Consider the following 16835-nt stretch of genomic DNA (forward strand, 5'->3'; position numbering starts at 1 on the left):
CGGTTGTTTCATCGACGGGCCCAACGGGTGAGCATCGCGCCGTCGTCATCGAGCAGGATGTGTTCGCGGGCCATGGGGGTGCGGAACTCGTGTGCGGACAGCGATATTCGCCGGGCCGTACCACCGACCAGCACGGGTGCCGTGGTCAGGCACAGCTCGTCGATCGCGTCGGCCTCCAGCAGCTCACCGAACAGATGCGGGCCGCCCTCACACAGCACCCGGCGCAATCCGAGCCCGTCGAGCGCGCCCAGCAGCCCGTTCGGAGTCACCGCGAGCTCGCCCGCCTCGATCACCCGCGCGCCCGCGTCGGTCAGTTGCTGCTTGCGTTTCTGCGGCGCCGCGGCGGTGGTGACGATCAGTGGCGGGACGGTGGTGTCGGTGCACAGCCGCGAGCCCGGTTCGATCGAGGCGCTCGCGGTGAGGACGGCGATCGGCGGCGGGTCGCCGTCGCGATGGCCGCCGATGCCGCGGTCGTAGAGATCGCGGCGGCGTTGCGGATCGGTGCGTGCGCCGCCGTAGTTTTCGGCACGCGCCGTGCCCGCGCCGATGAGGATCACCTCGGCCAGCTCGCGCAGCATCATGAACACCGCTTTGTCGGCGGGCGTGCCGAGCCCTTCGGACCGTCCGTCGCTGGTGGCGGCGCCGTCGATGCTGGACACGAAATTCGCTCGGACCCAGGGTGCGTCTAGTTGGTTGGGGTAGGCGTACAGCTGGGCAAGATCGTCCTGGCTCAGACCTGTGAGCTGGATCGCATTGTGGCTACGCTGCATGAAGCTAGATCACACCACGTCATTAGGCTTTGTCCATGCAAGAACGCCTTGTCGATCGCCATCCGGAGGTTCCGGCAGACCAATTGGTCGCCCAGATGGTGCCCCCGCCCATGTTCGACGAGGTCAGTTTCGCCACCTACATTCCCGATCCCGAGGAACCGAGTCAGGCGGCCGCGGTCCGCAAGGCCGAGGACTTCGCCGGGCTGGTCTCCAAAACCCACCAGGCCGTCAACAAGAAGAGCCTGTTCGGGAAGAAGAAGCCGATCAGCGGCGCCGGGCTGTATCTCGACGGCGGCTTCGGTGTCGGCAAGACCCACCTGCTCGCCTCTATCTTCCACAGCGCACCCGCGCCGAAATCCTATGGCACCTTCGGTGAGCTCACCAATCTCGTCGGCACGCTCGGCTTCAACAACGCCGTCGAGCGGCTGTCGGCCAACAGCGTGCTGTGCATCGACGAATTCGAACTCGACGATCCCGGCGACACCATGCTGGTCTCGCGGATGCTCACCGAGCTGTCCGCGCGCGGGGTATCGATTGCCGCGACTTCCAATACGCTGCCCGGTCAGCTGGGTGAGGGCCGTTTCGCTACGCAGGACTTCCTGCGTGAGATCAAAAAGCTCGGCTCCATCTTCGAGGCGGTGCGCGTCGACGGCCCCGACTATCGCCACCGCGATCTGCCGCCGGCGCCGGAGCCGACCTCGCCGGAGTTGCTGGCCGAACAGGCCACTGCCACACCGGATTCCACGCTCGACGAGTTCGACGCGTTGCTGAAGCACCTGAGCACACTGCACCCGTCCAAGTACGGCGCGCTGATCTCCGGGGTGTCGTCGGTATTCATCTCGAACGTGCACCAGGTGAACGACCAGGCGGTGGCGCTGCGGATCGTGGTGCTCGCCGACCGGCTCTACGACGCGAGCATCCCGGTCACCGTGTCCGGCGCCAAACTCGACGAGATCTTCTCGCAGGAAATGCTCGAGGGTGGCTACCGGAAGAAGTACTTGCGCGCGATTTCGCGACTGCTGGCGTTGTCGCGTTTCGAGGCGGCTGCGGCATAGGCAGCTCACATTCGACGCGAGCTCGGCCCGCGACAGGGTGTTCGATCGAGCTTCTGTCCCGGTGGCGGCGTAGAAGGTTGACCTACTGATCTTTCAGTTGGTTGGGTGGTGTCGACGACATCGGGGGGACCGTTCGTTCAACCGATTGGAGCACTTGTCATGGTCAGTCGTTCGATTCGTGTGCCGGTGGCACTCGCCGCCGGTCTCGCCGTCGCCTTCGCGCCCGTGGCAGGAGTCGCGCTCGCCGATCAGCCCAGTGCGTCGGCCACTGCGTTCGACCGCTCGCTGAACCTGCAGGGCGTGCAGAACGCCCGTGACGCGGGCGGTTACCGAACCACCGACGGCCGCTTCGTGCGCACCGGCCTGGTGTACCGCACCGGCCAGCTCAACAACGCAACCCCCGCCGACCTGGCCGACCTGACCCAGCGTCATGTCCGCTACGTCGACGACCTGCGCACGGTCTTCGAACGCACCATCGGCCAGGACAAGGTGCCCGCCGACGCGACCGCGCACTGGGACGACGTCATCGGCCAGGCGCCGCCGCAGACCCTGATCACCTCCCTGACGGGCGGCGACGACCTCTACCGCGCCTTCATCACCGCCCCCGGCGCCAACCAGGCGTTCTCCTCGGTGCTACGCGACATCATCGACACCGACGACGGCGCCGTGCTGTTCCACTGCACCGCGGGCAAGGACCGCTCCGGCTGGAGCTCCGCGGTCCTGCTGACCATCCTCGGCGTCGACCGCGCGACCGTCACTCAGGACTACCTGCTGTCCAACCAGTACCGCAATACCGGCCCGAACGACACCCTCAACGGCGTCCAGCAGCCATGGCTCGACGCCGCCTTCGACCAGGCCGACAAGACCTACGGCAGCTTCGATAACTACGTCCGCGACGGCCTGAAGCTGTCCGCCGCCGACGTCGCGGCGCTGAAGGCGAAGATGCTGGCCTGAAATCCTCAGCGGTGACCTGCTCCGGCGTGCGGTCAGGAATTGCTGCGTTCGGCGTCCCAGCGGTCGATCAGCGCGACCAGCGCCGCCGCCGCCATCGTGATCGAGTGCTTTCCCGTCACCGCGCCCAGCAGCGGGGTGATCGTGCCAACGGCCAGTCCGAGCAGCCCGACACTCACACTGGCAGCGACGATGTTGCTCGCGGGCACGTTCATCTTCCCGGCGTTCGCACCGACCAGCACGCTCAGTGTGAAAACCGTTGTGATGAAGGCGGTCTGAACGGCCAATGCGGCGACGGTGTCCCGGTCGTTCTGCAGCACGGGGTAGCGGCCGATACCAACGCCAGCACACTGACGATGGTGCCCGGCGATCACCTGATGGCGTCATCGAGCCGACTTTCCATGCGGCACTGATCGATTTCGTGAAGAGCTAGAAGACCATTCGCATTACGAAGTCGTGGTGCAGCTGGTTGCCGACGTGGAAGGTCTTGGCGCCGACTCGGGTGAACCCGTGCTTGGTGTAGAACCGCTGAGCCCGGGTGTTCTCCTGGTTGACGCCGAGCCAGACACCGGCGGCGCCGTCCTCGTGGGCTCGTTGCAGTGCGGCGCGCATGAGCGCCTTCGACACCCCGCTGCCGTGATGGCCGGGCAGCACGTACATCTTGCTGATCTCGACGGCCGGGCGCAGATCCACCGCCTTGGCGACCTCGGCGTCGGCTGGGTCTCCGGCGTGCAACATCGCGTAACCGACGATGTCATCGTCCGCGACTGCCTTGAGCACGGTCCGGGTGGGATCGGTCAGGTATTCGCCGAAACGCTCACCGGAGAGGACCTCGCTGATGAAGATCTCGATGTCGTCGGCGGTGGCGTCGGGCGGGCAGGCGAGTGGAAAGGTCGCGGCCGCAACGTCACTGAGGGCCTCGGCGTCCCACAGGCCAGCCCGGTCGACCGTGACTGGGATGTTGGTCATCTGTCAAGTACAACATGATCGTTGCCCGCGGCGAGAAATTTGCTTGCTTCGGAACGCGAATGGAATACGCGTGCGAGCACGATCAGGATCGCCGCGAACAGCAGCGGGATCGCGAATCCGGCCCGGTGCCCGAAGCCGGCGGCGATCGCGCCGACCACCCCGCCACCGACCAGCGTGCCCGCATAGTTGAACAGGTTCAGCCGGGCCATCAGCGCGTCCAGGGCGCGTCCGCTGGTCAGCTGTCCGGCCTCGCTGAAGCACAGTGGCGCGATCACCGGCATCCCGACACCCGCGATCAGGAAGCCGACGACGGCGATCACCGGCCCCGGCGCGGCGACCACCACGGTCAAGCCGACGACGCCGATCGCGGCGGCTACCCGAACCACCGGGCGCGGGCCATAGCGCCGCACCCAGATATCACCGGTGAGCCGGGCGATCAGCGACGTGCCCTGATACGCGGCCAGCGCCAGGGCTCCGGTGGCCGAACTGGCCAGCAGATCGTCGGTCAGGTATAGCGCCGACCAGTTGCCTACCGCGAGGTCGATGGCGAACACCAGCGCCATCGAGATGCCGAACGCCAGATACGCCGACAGTGCGACGGTGCCAATGGGTCCCGCCGCGCCGGATGCTCCGGATTCGCTGTCGGCCGGGCTCAGCTCCGCCGGACCCGCTTCCGCCTCCCGGGTGCCCAGCAGCCGCGGTCCGAGCGCCAACCCGAGCACCAGCACCACGCCCGCCGCCGTGAGCACCGACTCGCGCAGCGTGACGTTCAGGGCCTCGCAACCGGATACGAACAGCGCACCGGCTATCGAACCGGCGCTCCACGCCGCATAGAACGATGCCAGGATGAACTTCCCGTACCCGTGTTGGATGAACACCGCCTGCATATTGGTGCTCGCATCGACGATGCCGACCGCGATCCCATAGCAGCCGAGTGCCACCAGCAGCACGATCGTGTTCGGTGCCATAGCGATCGCGCAGCCGGTGATCGCGATCCCGAGCAGGCCGATGCGCAGCGTGGTCCGGCTCGACCAGCGGATCGCCAACTGTTCGGCCGCGACACTGCCGGCGCCCGCGAGCAGCGACACCAACACCACCGACCCGACGATCAGCCCGTCGGACAGGCCGAAGCGTTCCTTCTGCTGGGGCAGTTCAGTGAGGACCACGGCGAAGAAGAAGCCCTGCAACCCGAACGCGACGGAGTTCGCGATCCGGGCGGCCCGCAGGACAGGGGCAATCGAACTCATGCCCGGAGGGTAGCGACGCCGCTGCTGTCATGCCCGGCGAACCGGGCGGGATCACCTTTCGCGCTCCGGCCGCGCATTCCGCGTAGGTATGCGGTGGCCATGAGCTGTGTCGGCGTGCCACTATCGAAGGCGCGCAACAACACTCACGAACGCAGGGAGGTCGATCGAATGAGGCAATTGCCGCAGGATTTCTTTCGTACGCCGTACGCCTTCTACGAGCAGCTCCGCGCGACCGGCCCGGTGCACGAGATCCAGCTCCGCACCGGCGTGCGCGCCTGGCTGGTGGTGGACTACGACCTGGCCCGCGAGGTCCTGCGCAACCCCACCATCGGCAAGGACCCGCATTCGACGACCGGAGTGCAGGCCCGCCGCGCCTCGGTGGGCGACAGCGGCATCAGCGCGTCCGATCAGCGCCTCAGCTACCACCTGTTGAACGCCGATCCGCCCAACCACTCGCGACTGCGCCGCCTGGTCACCCCGGCCTTCGCCCCGTCCAGGATCGACGCGCTCGCGCCACGAGTGCAGGCCATCGCCGACGAACTCCTGGACGCGATCGACCGCCGCGCGGATTCGTCCGGACCGGTGGACCTGCTTACCGAGTACGCGTTTCCGCTGCCCATCACGGTCATCTGCGAACTGCTCGGCGTGCCCGCCGAGGACCGCGACCAATTCCGCGAATGGTCGGCAGCGGTAGTCGATCCGACCATGGCCGGCGCCGAGGAGATGCGACGGTCGACCGATGCCATGACCGAATATTTCGACGGGCTGGTCGCCAAGCGCCGGGCCGAGGGGCTCGGCGCCGACCTCGTCTCCGATCTGATCGCCGCGAAGGCCGACGGTGATCGCCTCAGCGACGACGAACTCATCTCGATGATCTTCCTGATCCTGATCGCCGGGCATGAGACGACGGTGAACCTGATCGGCAACACGGTGCTCACCCTGCTCGGCGATCTGCCGCGATACCGCGCGCTGCACGGGAACCCGGACGCCGTGCCCCCGCTGATCGAGGAGATGCTGCGCTTCAACGGCCCGGTCAATGTGGCGACCCTGCGCTTCACTACGACGCCGATCACCCTAGGCGGCACGGAGATTCCCGCGGGCGAAGTGGTGCTCGTCGCACTCGGCTCTGCCAACCACGACGAACGGCACTTCCACAACGCCGCGCAGTTCGATCCGCAGCGGACACCCAACGGCCACATAGCCTTCGGCCACGGCATCCACTTCTGCCTAGGCGCGGGCCTGGCCAGGCTGGAGGCGCGCATCGCGATCACCAAGCTGGTCGAGCGATACCCCGACCTGCGACTGGCCGTCGATGACAGCGATATCCGTTGGCGGGAAAGCATTCTCATCCGCGGCCTGCACGACCTGCCGGTCGACCCGCAGGGCGCGCCCGTGCTGCACTGACCGTGCGGGGCGGGGCAGGTCTTTCGCGTTGTCGGCGGGATGTGCGACATTGCTCAGGACCGGACGCGCGGACGCGTCCGGCGTCGGATTCGGAGGAAGCGATGACCGCGACGTATCCACCGGGGCCGCCGCTGCCGGTCTTCGTGCAGAGCTTTCTGTATATCCGCCGCCGTGCCCTGATCCTGCCGCCGCTGCGCAGGCGTTACGGCGACGTCTTTTCGCTGCGGGTGCCGCCCTTCGCGGACAAGCTCGTCGTCTTCAGCCGCCCCGAACACATCAAGCAGATCTTCGCGGGCGACCCGCGCGAGCTGCACGCCGGCGAAGGAAACCAGATCCTCGGCCCCATCATGGGCGAGCATTCGGTGCTGATGACCGACGAGGCCGAGCACGCCAGGGCCCGCAGGCTGCTCATGCCCGCCTTCAATGGCGCGGCGCTGCGCGGCTATCGGGACCTCGTCGCCGAGATCGCCGGTGCGGAAGTACAACGCTGGCGGCCAGGTTCGACGGTGACCACCCTCGACCGGATGAACGCGCTCACCCTCGAGGTCATTATGCGAGTGGTTTTCGGCGTCACCGATGAGCGCACCCGCGCGGCACTGGCGCCGCGGCTGCATCGCATCGTCACCATCGGGACCGTGCAGTACATCGGTCTGCTCAAACCCACGCTGGCGCGGTTCGCACCGTGGAAAGCCTTCCACGACAACCTGGTCGCCATCGACAACCTGCTGTACGCCGAAATCGCGGCCCGCCGCACCGCACCCGACCTCGCGGAACGCACCGATGTGCTGTCGCGACTGCTGCAGGCGGGCGGCGAGTCGGACACCGAACCGCCACTCACCGACGCCGAACTGCGCGACCAACTCATCACCCTGCTGCTGGCCGGTCACGAAACCACCGCCGCCGCGCTGTCCTGGGCGCTGCACGAACTCGCCGTCGACCCCGATATCCAGCGGCAGGCATTCGAGGCGGTCCGCAGCGGCGACGACAAGGCCCTGGAAGCCGTTATGAAGGAGGCGATGCGGCTGCGCACCGTGATTCCCGGCGCGGTCCGCAAACTCACGAAGGACGTGACCATCGGCGGCTGGCAGCTGCCCGCGGGCACCGTGGTCAGCTGTTCGATCCTGCTGGCGCACCGCAGCACGGACAGCTACCCCGACGCCGCGGTCTTCCGGCCGTCGCGCTTCCTCGACGGCGAGGTCGAGCCGAATATGTGGCTGCCCTTCGGCGGCGGGGTGCGCCGCTGCATCGGCGCGGGCTTCTCGCTGATGGAGGGCACTGCTGTGCTGCGCGAAATCCTGACCCGCTACCGCCTCTCCGTGCCTGCCGGTGCGACACCGGAACGCGGGCATGTACGCAACATCACTACCGTGCCGCGCGGCAAGGCCAGGATGGTCGTCACGCCCCGCTCGGTCGGATGAAATCTGCAGGAGACTTTGCCAGCACGGGCGCTGGCGACGTAATCTCCGTCCCATGACGAGCGGGAACCGCATCGCGATCGTAGGTGCGGGCATCGCAGGCCTCGCCTGCGCGAAGGTGTTGGGCCAAGAGGGCTTTCCGGTCGAAGTATTCGACCGGAGCCCCGACGTCGGGGGCGTATGGAGTGCGACGCGCCGGTATCCCGGGCTGCAGGCGCAGAACAGTAAGCACACATATCACTTTTCCGACTACCCGATGCCCGCGGACTACCCGCGCGTGCCCGACGGGCAGCAGATGCAGGAGTATCTCGACGGATACGTCCGCCACAACGGCCTCGGCGAGCACCTGCGGCTCAGTACCGAAGTGGTCGCCGCCGATCCGGTGGACAGCGGCTGGCTGCTGGAGATCCGTGACGAGGGTGGTATCCACCGCACCTCGTGTGATCACCTGGTGATCGCCAACGGCGTATTCAGCGATCCCGTGATCCCGGACTTCCACGGCGCCGATCGGTTTCGCCGCGCGGGCGGACAGATGGGTCACGCCTCGGAGTTCTTCAACGCCGAAATGGTGCGCGGCAAGTCCGTCGTGATCGTCGGTTACGGCAAGTCGGCGTGCGATATCGCCGAGGCGGTCAGTCATGTCGCGGCCTCGACCTCGGTGGTGGCGCGGCGACTGCTGTGGAAGTTTCCGCGCAAGCTGGGGCGCGTGCTGGACTACGAGCGACTGATGCTGACCCGGTTGGGCGAAGCGCACTTCCGCTACCAGGATCTCGGCCGGGTCGAACGCTTCTTGCACGGTAGCGGGCACTCGTTCCGCGACACCAACTTCGATGTCATCCAGGAACTGGCCACCAAGCAGATGAACCTGCGCGAACTCGGTCTCGTGCCGGAGGGGCGTTTCGAGGAGATCGCCGAAAGCACCGTCAGCCTCACCACCGAAGGATTCTACGAACAGGTGGCTGCGGGCAGCATCGCGGTGTATCGCGATTCGGTCATCACAGAGATGCTCGGCGACGACGATGGAACCGCTGTGCAGTTGTCCACCGGTGAGGCGGTCCAGGCCGACGTAGTGATCTGTGCCACCGGGTACCACCAGCGCGTCCCGTTCCTTACCCCGTATGTGCAGCGCCAGCTCACCGATGATGACGGCAATTTCCGTCTGCACCGCCAGATCGTGCCGGTCGGCGTCCGCAACCTCACCTTCGCCGGCTACAACTCCTCGCTGATCAGCGCGCTCAACGCCGAGGTCGCCGCGCACTGGACCGCCGCCCTGCTCACCGGCCGCATCGCGCTGCCCTCGACCGATGACATGCGCGCGCAGGTCGACGAACGCCTGCGCTGGATGGCCGAACGCACCCACGGCCACCACGCCCACGGCACCGCCATCACCCCGTTCTCCATCCACAACATCGACGAAATGCTCGCCGACCTCGATTACCGGCTGCCCTTGAGAACCCGCGTCGCCCAATGGTTCCGGCCGATCAAACCGTCCTCCTACCGTGGGCTGGGGGAGCGGCGCGCGAAGGCGAACGAGACCACGCCGGGTATTCAGGTGGCGGCTGGAAGGTAGGTCCGGGCCCGTCTGTCGGTCGGTCGGAGGACTCCGTTCAGGTGGCCGTTGGCTGTCGTCGAGGTCGTGCAACGCTATGGGGTGGCCGCTATCAGGGCGCGCTGCTCGAGGCGCGCGCTGCTCGGCGCGCCACGGACCGTACTGCGCGGTGCCCGTTTGTTGCTGGAGTAGGCATTCTCGCCGTTGGCGGTGATAGCTACCCGAAGGGGGAGTGCTGTGTTCGCGGACATCGGGGTCGACGCGCGGTGGGTTTCTCCGTCGATGGCTATCGCGGTGTCGGGACCTGTGGCGCGCTCGTCAACTGACGACCCGCATCCCGCCTGCGGGTCGAGGTGCAGCGACGTAACGGATTTCGTGATCGGTGAATCGGCGCTGTCCGACCACACCATCGGAAACGCGATGGATTATCACCAACGCAATGTTGGTATCCAGTCTTTCCACTGGTGATAATCCAGTGGTGGAAGCCTTGGACATGAATCTCTTGGTTGCTCTGGATGCGCTGCTGGACACCCACAGCGTCACCCGGGCCGCCGAACGGCTGCACACCTCGGCCCCCGCGATGAGCCGAACCCTGGCCCGATTGCGCCGCGTGCTCGGCGATCCTCTGCTGGTGCGGGCAGGCCGCAATCTCGTGCCAACACCCCGCGCACTGGAATTGCGCTACGAGGTGGGCGCACTGGTCGAACAGGGCCGCGCACTTCTCACCCCACGCGATGCCCTCGACCCCGCCGCGCTCAAGCGCGGCTTCTCGCTACAGGCAAGCGACATGGTCCTCACCGAGCTCGCCGCACCACTCCTGGCCGCCGTCCGCACCCAAGCGCCCGGCATCACAGTGCGTTTCCTCCCCGACAGCCTCGAAGGCACCGCAGCACTGCGCGACGGCCGAGTCGATATCGAGATCGGCGTCATCGACCGCACCGACCCGGAAACAACAGTCCAACGCGTCCTCGGTGACCGCGTAATCGGCGTCGCCACCCCCGACCACCCCCTCGTCACCGACCGCGTCACTGTCGCCGCCTTCGCCTCCGCCGCCCACCTGGCAATCTCTCGCCTGGGCCGCGTCCGCGGCCCCATTGACGACCGCCTCGCCCTACACGGCCGCACCCGCCGCGTGGTAGCCACCGTCCCCGACCTCACCACCGCCCTACTCGCCGTCCGCGCCGGCAACCTCATCTGCCCCGCCCCCGCCGTCCTGAGCGCCACCACCCTGACCGCCCTCGGCCTACGCGCCTTCAAAATCCCCCTCCCCCTACCCGAAATAACCATCACCATGGCCTGGCACCCCCGCAACACCCCCGACCCCGCCCACCGCTGGCTCCGCACCCTGATCCGAACAGTCCTCACCAGCGCCATAGACTCACCCGCCCCGAAGCCCACCGCCAACGACTGACACACCTGAACTGTGCGCGCGCGATGGTCTCGCCCAGTTCGACCGACAGGGCGGCGCGGATCTGCGGGACTGTCAAGTTAACGGTGTAAGTGGTTGATTGACAGTTACTTTCGTCCGGCGGACAAGCGTCCGTCGAAGGTGATGTCGAAGGCGTTGAGTGCGTCCTTCCACCGGTTGGACCAGCGTTTCTGGCCCTTGCCGGTGGGGTCGAGGCTCATGATGGCCAGGTAGACGCATTTCAGGGCGGCCTGCTCGTTGGGGAAGTGCCCGCGGGCGTTGACAGCCCGGCGGATCCGCGAGTTCAGGCTCTCGATGGCGTTCGTGGTGCAGATCAGGGTGCGGATGGCCTTATCGAACTGCAGGAATGGCACGAACTCGGCCCACGAGTTCGTCCACAGCCGGATGATCGCGGGATAGCGTTTCTCCCACTTGTCGCTGAATCCGGCGAACCGGTCCAGTGCATCCTGCTCGGACGCAGCCGAATACACCGGTTTCAGGTCCTTGGCGATCGCGGCCCAGTCCTTGCGGGAGGCGTAACGGAAACTGGCCCGCAACAGGTGGACCACGCAGGTCTGCACAATGGTCTGCGGCCACACTTGCCCGACGACCTCGGGCAGGCCCTTGAGACCGTCGCAGACGAGCATGAGCACGTCGTTCACGCCGCGGTTCTTCAGCTCGGTCAGCACCCGCAGCCAGTACTTGGCGCCCTCGCCGTCGCCGTGCTCGCCGGCCCACAATCCCAGCACCTCGCGAGTGCCGTCGCAGGTCACCGCCAACGCGACGTAGATGGGCCGGTTCGCCACGTTACCGTCGCGGATCTTGACGTTGATGACGTCAACAAACACCACCGGATACACCGTGTCCAGCGGCCGGTTCTGCCACTCGGCCATGCCCTCGACCACACGGTCGGTGATCGTGGAGATGGTCTGCTTGGAGACCTCCGCCCCGTACACCTCGGCCAAGTGCGCGGAAATCTCGCCGGTGGTCAACCCCTTGGCCGACAACGAGATCACCAGCTCGTCGACGCCGCTGAGCCGCCGCTGCCGCTTGGCCACGATCTTCGGCTCGAAACTGCCGGCACGGTCGCGGGGCACCTCGACCTCGACCGGCCCGGCCTCGGTCAGCACCGTCTTCGCGCGCCGCCCGTTGCGGGAGTTACCGTTTCCGCGGCCGGTCGGGTCGTGCTTGGCGTAGCCGAGATGGTCGTCCATCTCGCCCTCCAGCGCGGACTCCACCACCAGCTTGGTCAGCTTCGCCAGCAGGCCGCCCTCGCCGGTCAGCTGCAGCCCGTCGGCGCGGGCCTGATCGACCATCTCCCGCAGCCGCGCCTCATCGAAAACCTCACGGGCCGAACCGGCCTCGGTCTCACGCTCGATCACATCAGTCATCGTGGTGCATCTCCGTTCAGAGTTACACCGTTGTTCTTACAGTCCCGGATCTGCTGCCAGGTGTCCGAGGCTATGAGTTCAGATTGTCATCGGAGAAGTTCGAGGGCCGCGGTGATGAGCGCCTGCGCATTCTGTCCGTGGACCCTTGCTGCGGCAGCGTCTGCAAAGCCTTGTCCCACAATCGATTCCACACCCCGACGGTGTTCGACCATCAGGCGCAGCCTGACGTGCTTATCCTTCGGTTCGGACCGCGAAATGTGGGTCGATGCCAGGCATTTCGCCGGGGGTGTGGGTTGGTTCGGAGCGGGCGCCGAAGGGGCCGTTGCGTTTTAGTTCGTCGAGCATTGCTTGGAGTTTGTCGACGTGGGAGGTGTCTTCGCCGGTGGTGGCGCGGTGGGCGCCGGGGGGGATGGGGGTGTTTTCTTCGCGGTTGTCGCGCGGGGCGGTCATGCCGGATTCGGGGCGGGTGGTTGCCGGGGTTTCTAGGCGGCCGTTGGTCGTGCCCGTCGTGGTGTAGTCGGCTCGGCCGTTGGTGGATCCGGTGTTGTAGTCGTTTTGGGTTGTGGTGCTGGGGGATTCGAGGCGGCCGTTGCTGGTGGGGGTGCTGTAGTCGGCCCAGCTCGGAGCGGGGGGAGTGAGGCGTTCATTGCTGCGGGGCGCGGCAGGTTCGGGGAATTCGGTGGTCGGTGTGGCTTCCAGCCATTCGCTGCGGGGGTTCGGGGCGGCGGGTTCCGGACGTTCGTTACCGAAGGGGGTCGCTGTCGGTTCGACCCTGGTGTTGCGGGGGTCGCTGTGCGTTGCGGGTCCGAAGGGTTCGAGGTGTTCGTTGCGGAAACTGGGCGTCTGGGATTCGACTCGCGGATTGCGCGGCGTGATGGAGTTGGGCTCGTTCGGCGGTGTGGGCGCGGGGGCTTGGAGACGTCCGTTGCCGAACGCGGGTGTCGGGGGGTCGAGCCGGGGCTTAGACGCTGGCTCGTTGCGCGTTGCGGCCGCAGAGGTTTCGCGGGAGGCGCTTGGGGTCGCCGTCCGGTCGTTACGGGTGGCGAGCGTGCCCGCTTCGCGGCGTTCCGCCCGCGACGGCAGCGTCGACGAACGGCCCGCGTCGAGTCCACCGCTGCCGGATTCGGGCTTCTTGGCACTCGGGGTGACGCCGGATTCGACCTGTTCCAACCGGGTGTCCAATTTGGAAATATCGTCTCCGGCACGGAAAGCCCACGCCTCCAGCTTCGCCAGGCGCTCGACCACGTCGCTCTCGTCGCGATCATCGTCCACGCGGGCGGCCACAGCATCCAGCTTGTCGCTGACCTCACGCAGGGTCGTCGCGAGGCTCGACAAGAGTGCGCCGATCGAGTCGCCACCCTGCTCGCCGTGGTCCATTCCAATACCTTCTTCCCCGTAGTTGCCCGAACTCCGCCCGTGGCCGGCCGATTCTATCCGCCGACCGGTATCTCTGCGGTTCGAGGCACCAGAGATGAGCGAGCAGTGGCACTTTCGTTTCTGGATGCCGTCGCACCGCCACCCGCTGCCCCGGGCAGTCACGACAGCGACGAACAGGTCGAGATCGAGCGGCGATCACAGCATCGTGGTGCCTGTGTCCGGGGTGGCGGGTAAGACGTGGACCGGACGAGAGACCAACGCCTGCGGCACTTCCGGTCACACTGAACCAGCTACCCGCCGTCCAGGGCAACCGCTTCGGTGGTGATCGCCGATAGAAGACCGGGTCGAAGCGGGCGACGACGTCGAGTGGCCACAACGAGTTCGGCCTGCGCGAGAGGTGTACGCGCGGGCCCGATGCGCGGATGCGTGCGAAAAGTTTGGCACGCGGACATGCCGCCCTCGCATGAACTTTGATGTCCGGTGGGTGACCGGTCGTTACTGCCCCGGCCGCGTCGCGGAATGGCCGCAATTGTCAATCCACTGTAATTTATGTGGTGATCGTCCCGGATGTCGCTACGAAAACCCTTGTGACGCATCGCACATCGCCCGGTTGGGAGTGGTTCTCCGATTGCGGCACACCCGAGCGCGGGGTAAAGGGGGCTGGCGGGCGTCGGGAGTCTGACGCACTCTTGATCTATGGCGTAGGTCGCCAGATCTGCGGTGGTGTTTTGGGCAGGGGAGTGGTCGCGTGAGAACGAAGCAACGAGCAGAGATTGCTTGTGGGCGTCGGGCGATGCTCGCCGAGTTGGGCCTATCGGACGGTCGTGTGTCCGATGGCCGGGTTTCTGGTACGCAGGCGCGGGTTGCCGCCACGGCACGGGATGAAGCCGGATACGCGTGCCGGTGCCCCGAATGTGCCGAGGCGCAATGGAATATCCGGCGGTTGAAGTATTGGCTGGCCGCGCGGTTGCTCGCGGACGGCGCGGATGAAGCCGAAGTGGACCAGCGGGTCGGGGACATCCCGGTCGACATCTACTGCCGGATCGGCGACCGGCAGTTCGCCATCGAGGTACGCAGCGGGCCGCTGGATCGCGAGTCGGCGCAGCAGCATACGACGCGGCTGCACGGGGTCGGCTGCGACGGCGTGCTGTGGCTGTGCGCGCCGGGCTATTGGGTCGCGCATCTGCCCGCGCTCGGTATCGCCGATTTCGCGCCGCCTGCCTGCGACTACCTGATAGACCTCGGCATGTTGGATGCCAAGCACAGCGCGGTGGCGGTTCCACAGCGCGAACCGTTCGAACTGCGTGACTTTCTTCAGGGCTGGGTTGCGGGCGACATCGCTTGGGGCTACCGCGACCTGATGACAGGAGGATGGGCAACCGTGACCGACTGGGAACACCACACCAGAACGCAGGCCAGCGTCATCGCCCGCCAACGCCAAGAGCTGGTCAATCAGCGCACCACCCTGGCGCTGTCCCGGAAGTCCTTGCGGGACAAGCAAAAGCAGATCATGAGACTCTCCGCTCGCTTGGTGCGCGCCGAGGAATCCACCCAGGAACACGCCGACTCGCTGGCCGAAGCCCACCGCAAACTCGCCGACCACAACCGCGTCGACACCAGCCTGCGCGCCACCATCGTAAATCTGCAACAAAGCATCAGCCAGTGGCAACTGGTCACGTGCTGCGCAATGATGCTGATCGTCACGTTCGTGGCCGGGGCAATGGTGGTGCGTTGAGGATCAGCCCTCGCCGGCGAATCCACTGCGGCGCCCTGTCATCTCGGCCAACCGTAGGCATCCCGGAATGCCTTTTGCCGCGATCGGGCAGCTGTCGTTATCGAAGTCCTCGTTCCGCTGATCGATAGGGTCGACCCGTCATCCAGGACAAGCGCAACGACCCTCAGCGCGCAGCCGTCAACGTGAACGGCGCACGGTCCCAGCGCCATTCGTGACGCAGCACCAGCGTGATTAAGTCGAGCAGTTCGAGCTCGGTCTCCATACGCACCTGCTGCATGGCGGGCCAGTAGACCGGCCCACGCTCGACCAGCTCCCGCAACAGACCTTCGGCCTGCGAATCGACCGTCCGCCCGAGCAGATCCGGGATCCCGACCTGGCTCCCGGTCCAGACGACCCAGCCCCAACCGTGGGCGTGCGCGTACGCGCGTCCCGCGGCGGACTTCACCCGATTGATGTGAAAGCCGACATGTCCGAGCGGTTCCACATCGATCAGCACCACCCGCCCATCGGCCAACCGCGCGACGATGCTCGGGTAGGAGACCCGCTGCTCTCCATCGATCTCGTATCCAACGGCGCTCGGCTGTTCCTGAAACGTTTCGACGAGGTCGCTCGCATTCAGCGTCCGCAGCAGGCGAGCCTCCAGCCCGGAGTCGAACGCGACATCACGACCGACCTTGTCCAGATAGAACCGGCCGCGGCCGTCGTCATCGCCATCGACCGTCCGAGCGGACTCCAGAGGTAGGGGACCAGGAGCTCCCGATCCGGGCCAATCAACCTGCCCCAGCCACGAATTCACCTCACTCGTCGCCAACGGCTCGGCATTGTGCAGCTTCGCCAACCGCCGATTCGTCCTCTTCTGCCACGCCATGATCCGCTGCATCACAAACCCGGCAACGCGTTTGGCGTCCTCCCCGGCATGCCCCGCCAGCCGCAATTTCAGGTACGCCAACTCATTGGCCACGATGTCGGTGTCCGTCGCATATGTCTCGACCAACAACGCCCGGACCAACTGCTGATCCCGAGACCCGATCGGATACCGCCGCGCAAACACCGCCGCCGCCCGATGCCCACTCAACAGCGCGTCCCGCAGAATCTGCCCCACCGCCCGCGTATGCAACTGCCGAATCCGGTCCCGCGACAAGTCGTATCGCGCCCCGATCCGCGCCAACGTCTCCGGCCGCTCGCCACTCACCCCCAGCCGAAACCCGACTATCTCCGCGCCCCGCCGCCGCCGATCCCCATGCATCTCGATCAACTCACCCAGCAGTTCATTGACCTCTTCGAGCCCGAGCGACACATCCCCCTGAATATCGTCGACCTCGAGCTCCGCCCCATACCGGTCGACCACATCCGCCGATTCACCAGCAACATCCGGTTCCGTCGTCAACGCGGCAAACCCCCTACCTCGGCTCCACAACCCAACGCGCGAAGCCTAGCTCCGCCCACCGACATTCCCGCCGGTTGCCATCCGATGGGGCATGGCCACGTTTTTGCCGCCCCGCTGGATCACACGCTCGGATCCATTCCGAAGGAGTCATGGATCGCACGCACCGTAAATCAATCC

At 66.4% G+C, this 16835-nt stretch carries 15 protein-coding genes; 7 read left to right on the forward strand and 8 right to left on the reverse strand.

The window, feature by feature from the left end; translation table 11 throughout:
* Positions 1-8 precede the first annotated feature (8 nt).
* On the reverse strand, positions 9-770 hold the full coding sequence (locus ACV7NQ_RS32000; protein WP_463362984.1) for a pyrimidine reductase family protein: 762 nt from the start codon (positions 768-770) through the stop codon (positions 9-11).
* Positions 771-805: 35 nt separating this feature from the next.
* Here ACV7NQ_RS32000 and zapE point away from each other — a divergent pair, with 35 nt between their 5' ends.
* Both zapE and ACV7NQ_RS32010 read left to right on the forward strand, forming a co-directional pair.
* Positions 806-1825 (forward strand): cell division protein ZapE, encoded by a 1020-nt coding sequence (zapE, locus tag ACV7NQ_RS32005; protein WP_463362985.1) that lies wholly within the window; start codon positions 806-808, stop codon positions 1823-1825.
* Positions 1826-1984: 159 nt separating this feature from the next.
* Positions 1985-2779 (forward strand): tyrosine-protein phosphatase, encoded by a 795-nt coding sequence (locus tag ACV7NQ_RS32010; protein ID WP_463362986.1) that lies wholly within the window; start codon positions 1985-1987, stop codon positions 2777-2779.
* Between the two features lie 32 nt (positions 2780-2811).
* On the opposite strand, the gene ACV7NQ_RS32015 is transcribed toward ACV7NQ_RS32010, so the two are convergent.
* From ACV7NQ_RS32015 to ACV7NQ_RS32025, 3 genes are all read right to left on the reverse strand, one after another.
* Complete coding sequence (locus ACV7NQ_RS32015; protein WP_463362987.1) at positions 2812-3096, reverse strand: hypothetical protein; 285 nt, start codon at positions 3094-3096, stop codon at positions 2812-2814.
* A 109-nt stretch (positions 3097-3205) separates the two neighbouring features.
* The gene (locus ACV7NQ_RS32020; protein WP_463362988.1) at positions 3206-3745 is read right to left on the reverse strand and encodes an N-acetyltransferase family protein; all 540 of its coding nucleotides are present in this window, start codon (positions 3743-3745) and stop codon (positions 3206-3208) included.
* Positions 3742-4992 carry an MFS transporter gene (locus ACV7NQ_RS32025; RefSeq protein WP_463362989.1) on the reverse strand — a complete coding sequence of 417 codons (1251 nt, stop codon included), beginning with the start codon at positions 4990-4992 and terminating at the stop codon, positions 3742-3744. The genes ACV7NQ_RS32020 and ACV7NQ_RS32025 overlap by 4 nt, the downstream gene beginning before the upstream one ends.
* A gap of 168 nt (positions 4993-5160) precedes the next feature.
* On the opposite strand from ACV7NQ_RS32025, the gene ACV7NQ_RS32030 reads away from it, so the two are divergent.
* The 3 genes from ACV7NQ_RS32030 (at position 5161) to ACV7NQ_RS32040 (ending at position 9381) form a co-directional block, all read left to right on the forward strand.
* On the forward strand, positions 5161-6396 hold the full coding sequence (locus ACV7NQ_RS32030) for a cytochrome P450 family protein (protein ID WP_463362990.1): 1236 nt from the start codon (positions 5161-5163) through the stop codon (positions 6394-6396).
* A 101-nt stretch (positions 6397-6497) separates the two neighbouring features.
* Complete coding sequence (locus ACV7NQ_RS32035) at positions 6498-7814, forward strand: cytochrome P450 (protein WP_463362991.1); 1317 nt, start codon at positions 6498-6500, stop codon at positions 7812-7814.
* 52 nt (positions 7815-7866) lie between these two features.
* A complete protein-coding gene (locus ACV7NQ_RS32040) occupies positions 7867-9381 on the forward strand; it encodes a flavin-containing monooxygenase (protein ID WP_463362992.1) in 1515 nt (504 codons plus the stop codon).
* 74 nt (positions 9382-9455) lie between these two features.
* Here ACV7NQ_RS32040 and ACV7NQ_RS32045 read toward each other — a convergent pair whose 3' ends face one another.
* Positions 9456-9770 (reverse strand): hypothetical protein, encoded by a 315-nt coding sequence (locus ACV7NQ_RS32045; RefSeq protein ID WP_463362993.1) that lies wholly within the window; start codon positions 9768-9770, stop codon positions 9456-9458.
* A gap of 83 nt (positions 9771-9853) precedes the next feature.
* Here ACV7NQ_RS32045 and ACV7NQ_RS32050 point away from each other — a divergent pair, with 83 nt between their 5' ends.
* Positions 9854-10771: a LysR family transcriptional regulator gene (locus ACV7NQ_RS32050; RefSeq protein ID WP_463362994.1), complete on the forward strand. Its 918-nt coding sequence runs from the start codon at positions 9854-9856 to the stop codon at positions 10769-10771.
* A 104-nt stretch (positions 10772-10875) separates the two neighbouring features.
* Here ACV7NQ_RS32050 and ACV7NQ_RS32055 read toward each other — a convergent pair whose 3' ends face one another.
* Entirely contained in the window at positions 10876-12084 is a 1209-nt protein-coding gene (locus tag ACV7NQ_RS32055; protein ID WP_463365546.1) for an IS256 family transposase, read from the reverse strand.
* A gap of 306 nt (positions 12085-12390) precedes the next feature.
* Positions 12391-13536 carry a hypothetical protein gene (locus ACV7NQ_RS32060; protein WP_463362995.1) on the reverse strand — a complete coding sequence of 382 codons (1146 nt, stop codon included), beginning with the start codon at positions 13534-13536 and terminating at the stop codon, positions 12391-12393.
* Positions 13537-14479: 943 nt separating this feature from the next.
* Here ACV7NQ_RS32060 and ACV7NQ_RS32065 point away from each other — a divergent pair.
* On the forward strand, positions 14480-15271 hold the full coding sequence (locus tag ACV7NQ_RS32065; protein ID WP_463362996.1) for a DUF4200 domain-containing protein: 792 nt from the start codon (positions 14480-14482) through the stop codon (positions 15269-15271).
* Between the two features lie 163 nt (positions 15272-15434).
* Here ACV7NQ_RS32065 and ACV7NQ_RS32070 read toward each other — a convergent pair whose 3' ends face one another.
* Entirely contained in the window at positions 15435-16658 is a 1224-nt protein-coding gene (locus ACV7NQ_RS32070) for a sigma factor-like helix-turn-helix DNA-binding protein (RefSeq protein WP_463362997.1), read from the reverse strand.
* Positions 16659-16835 lie beyond the last annotated feature (177 nt).

It is taken from the genome of Nocardia sp. Tas62D01, assembly GCF_055232035.1.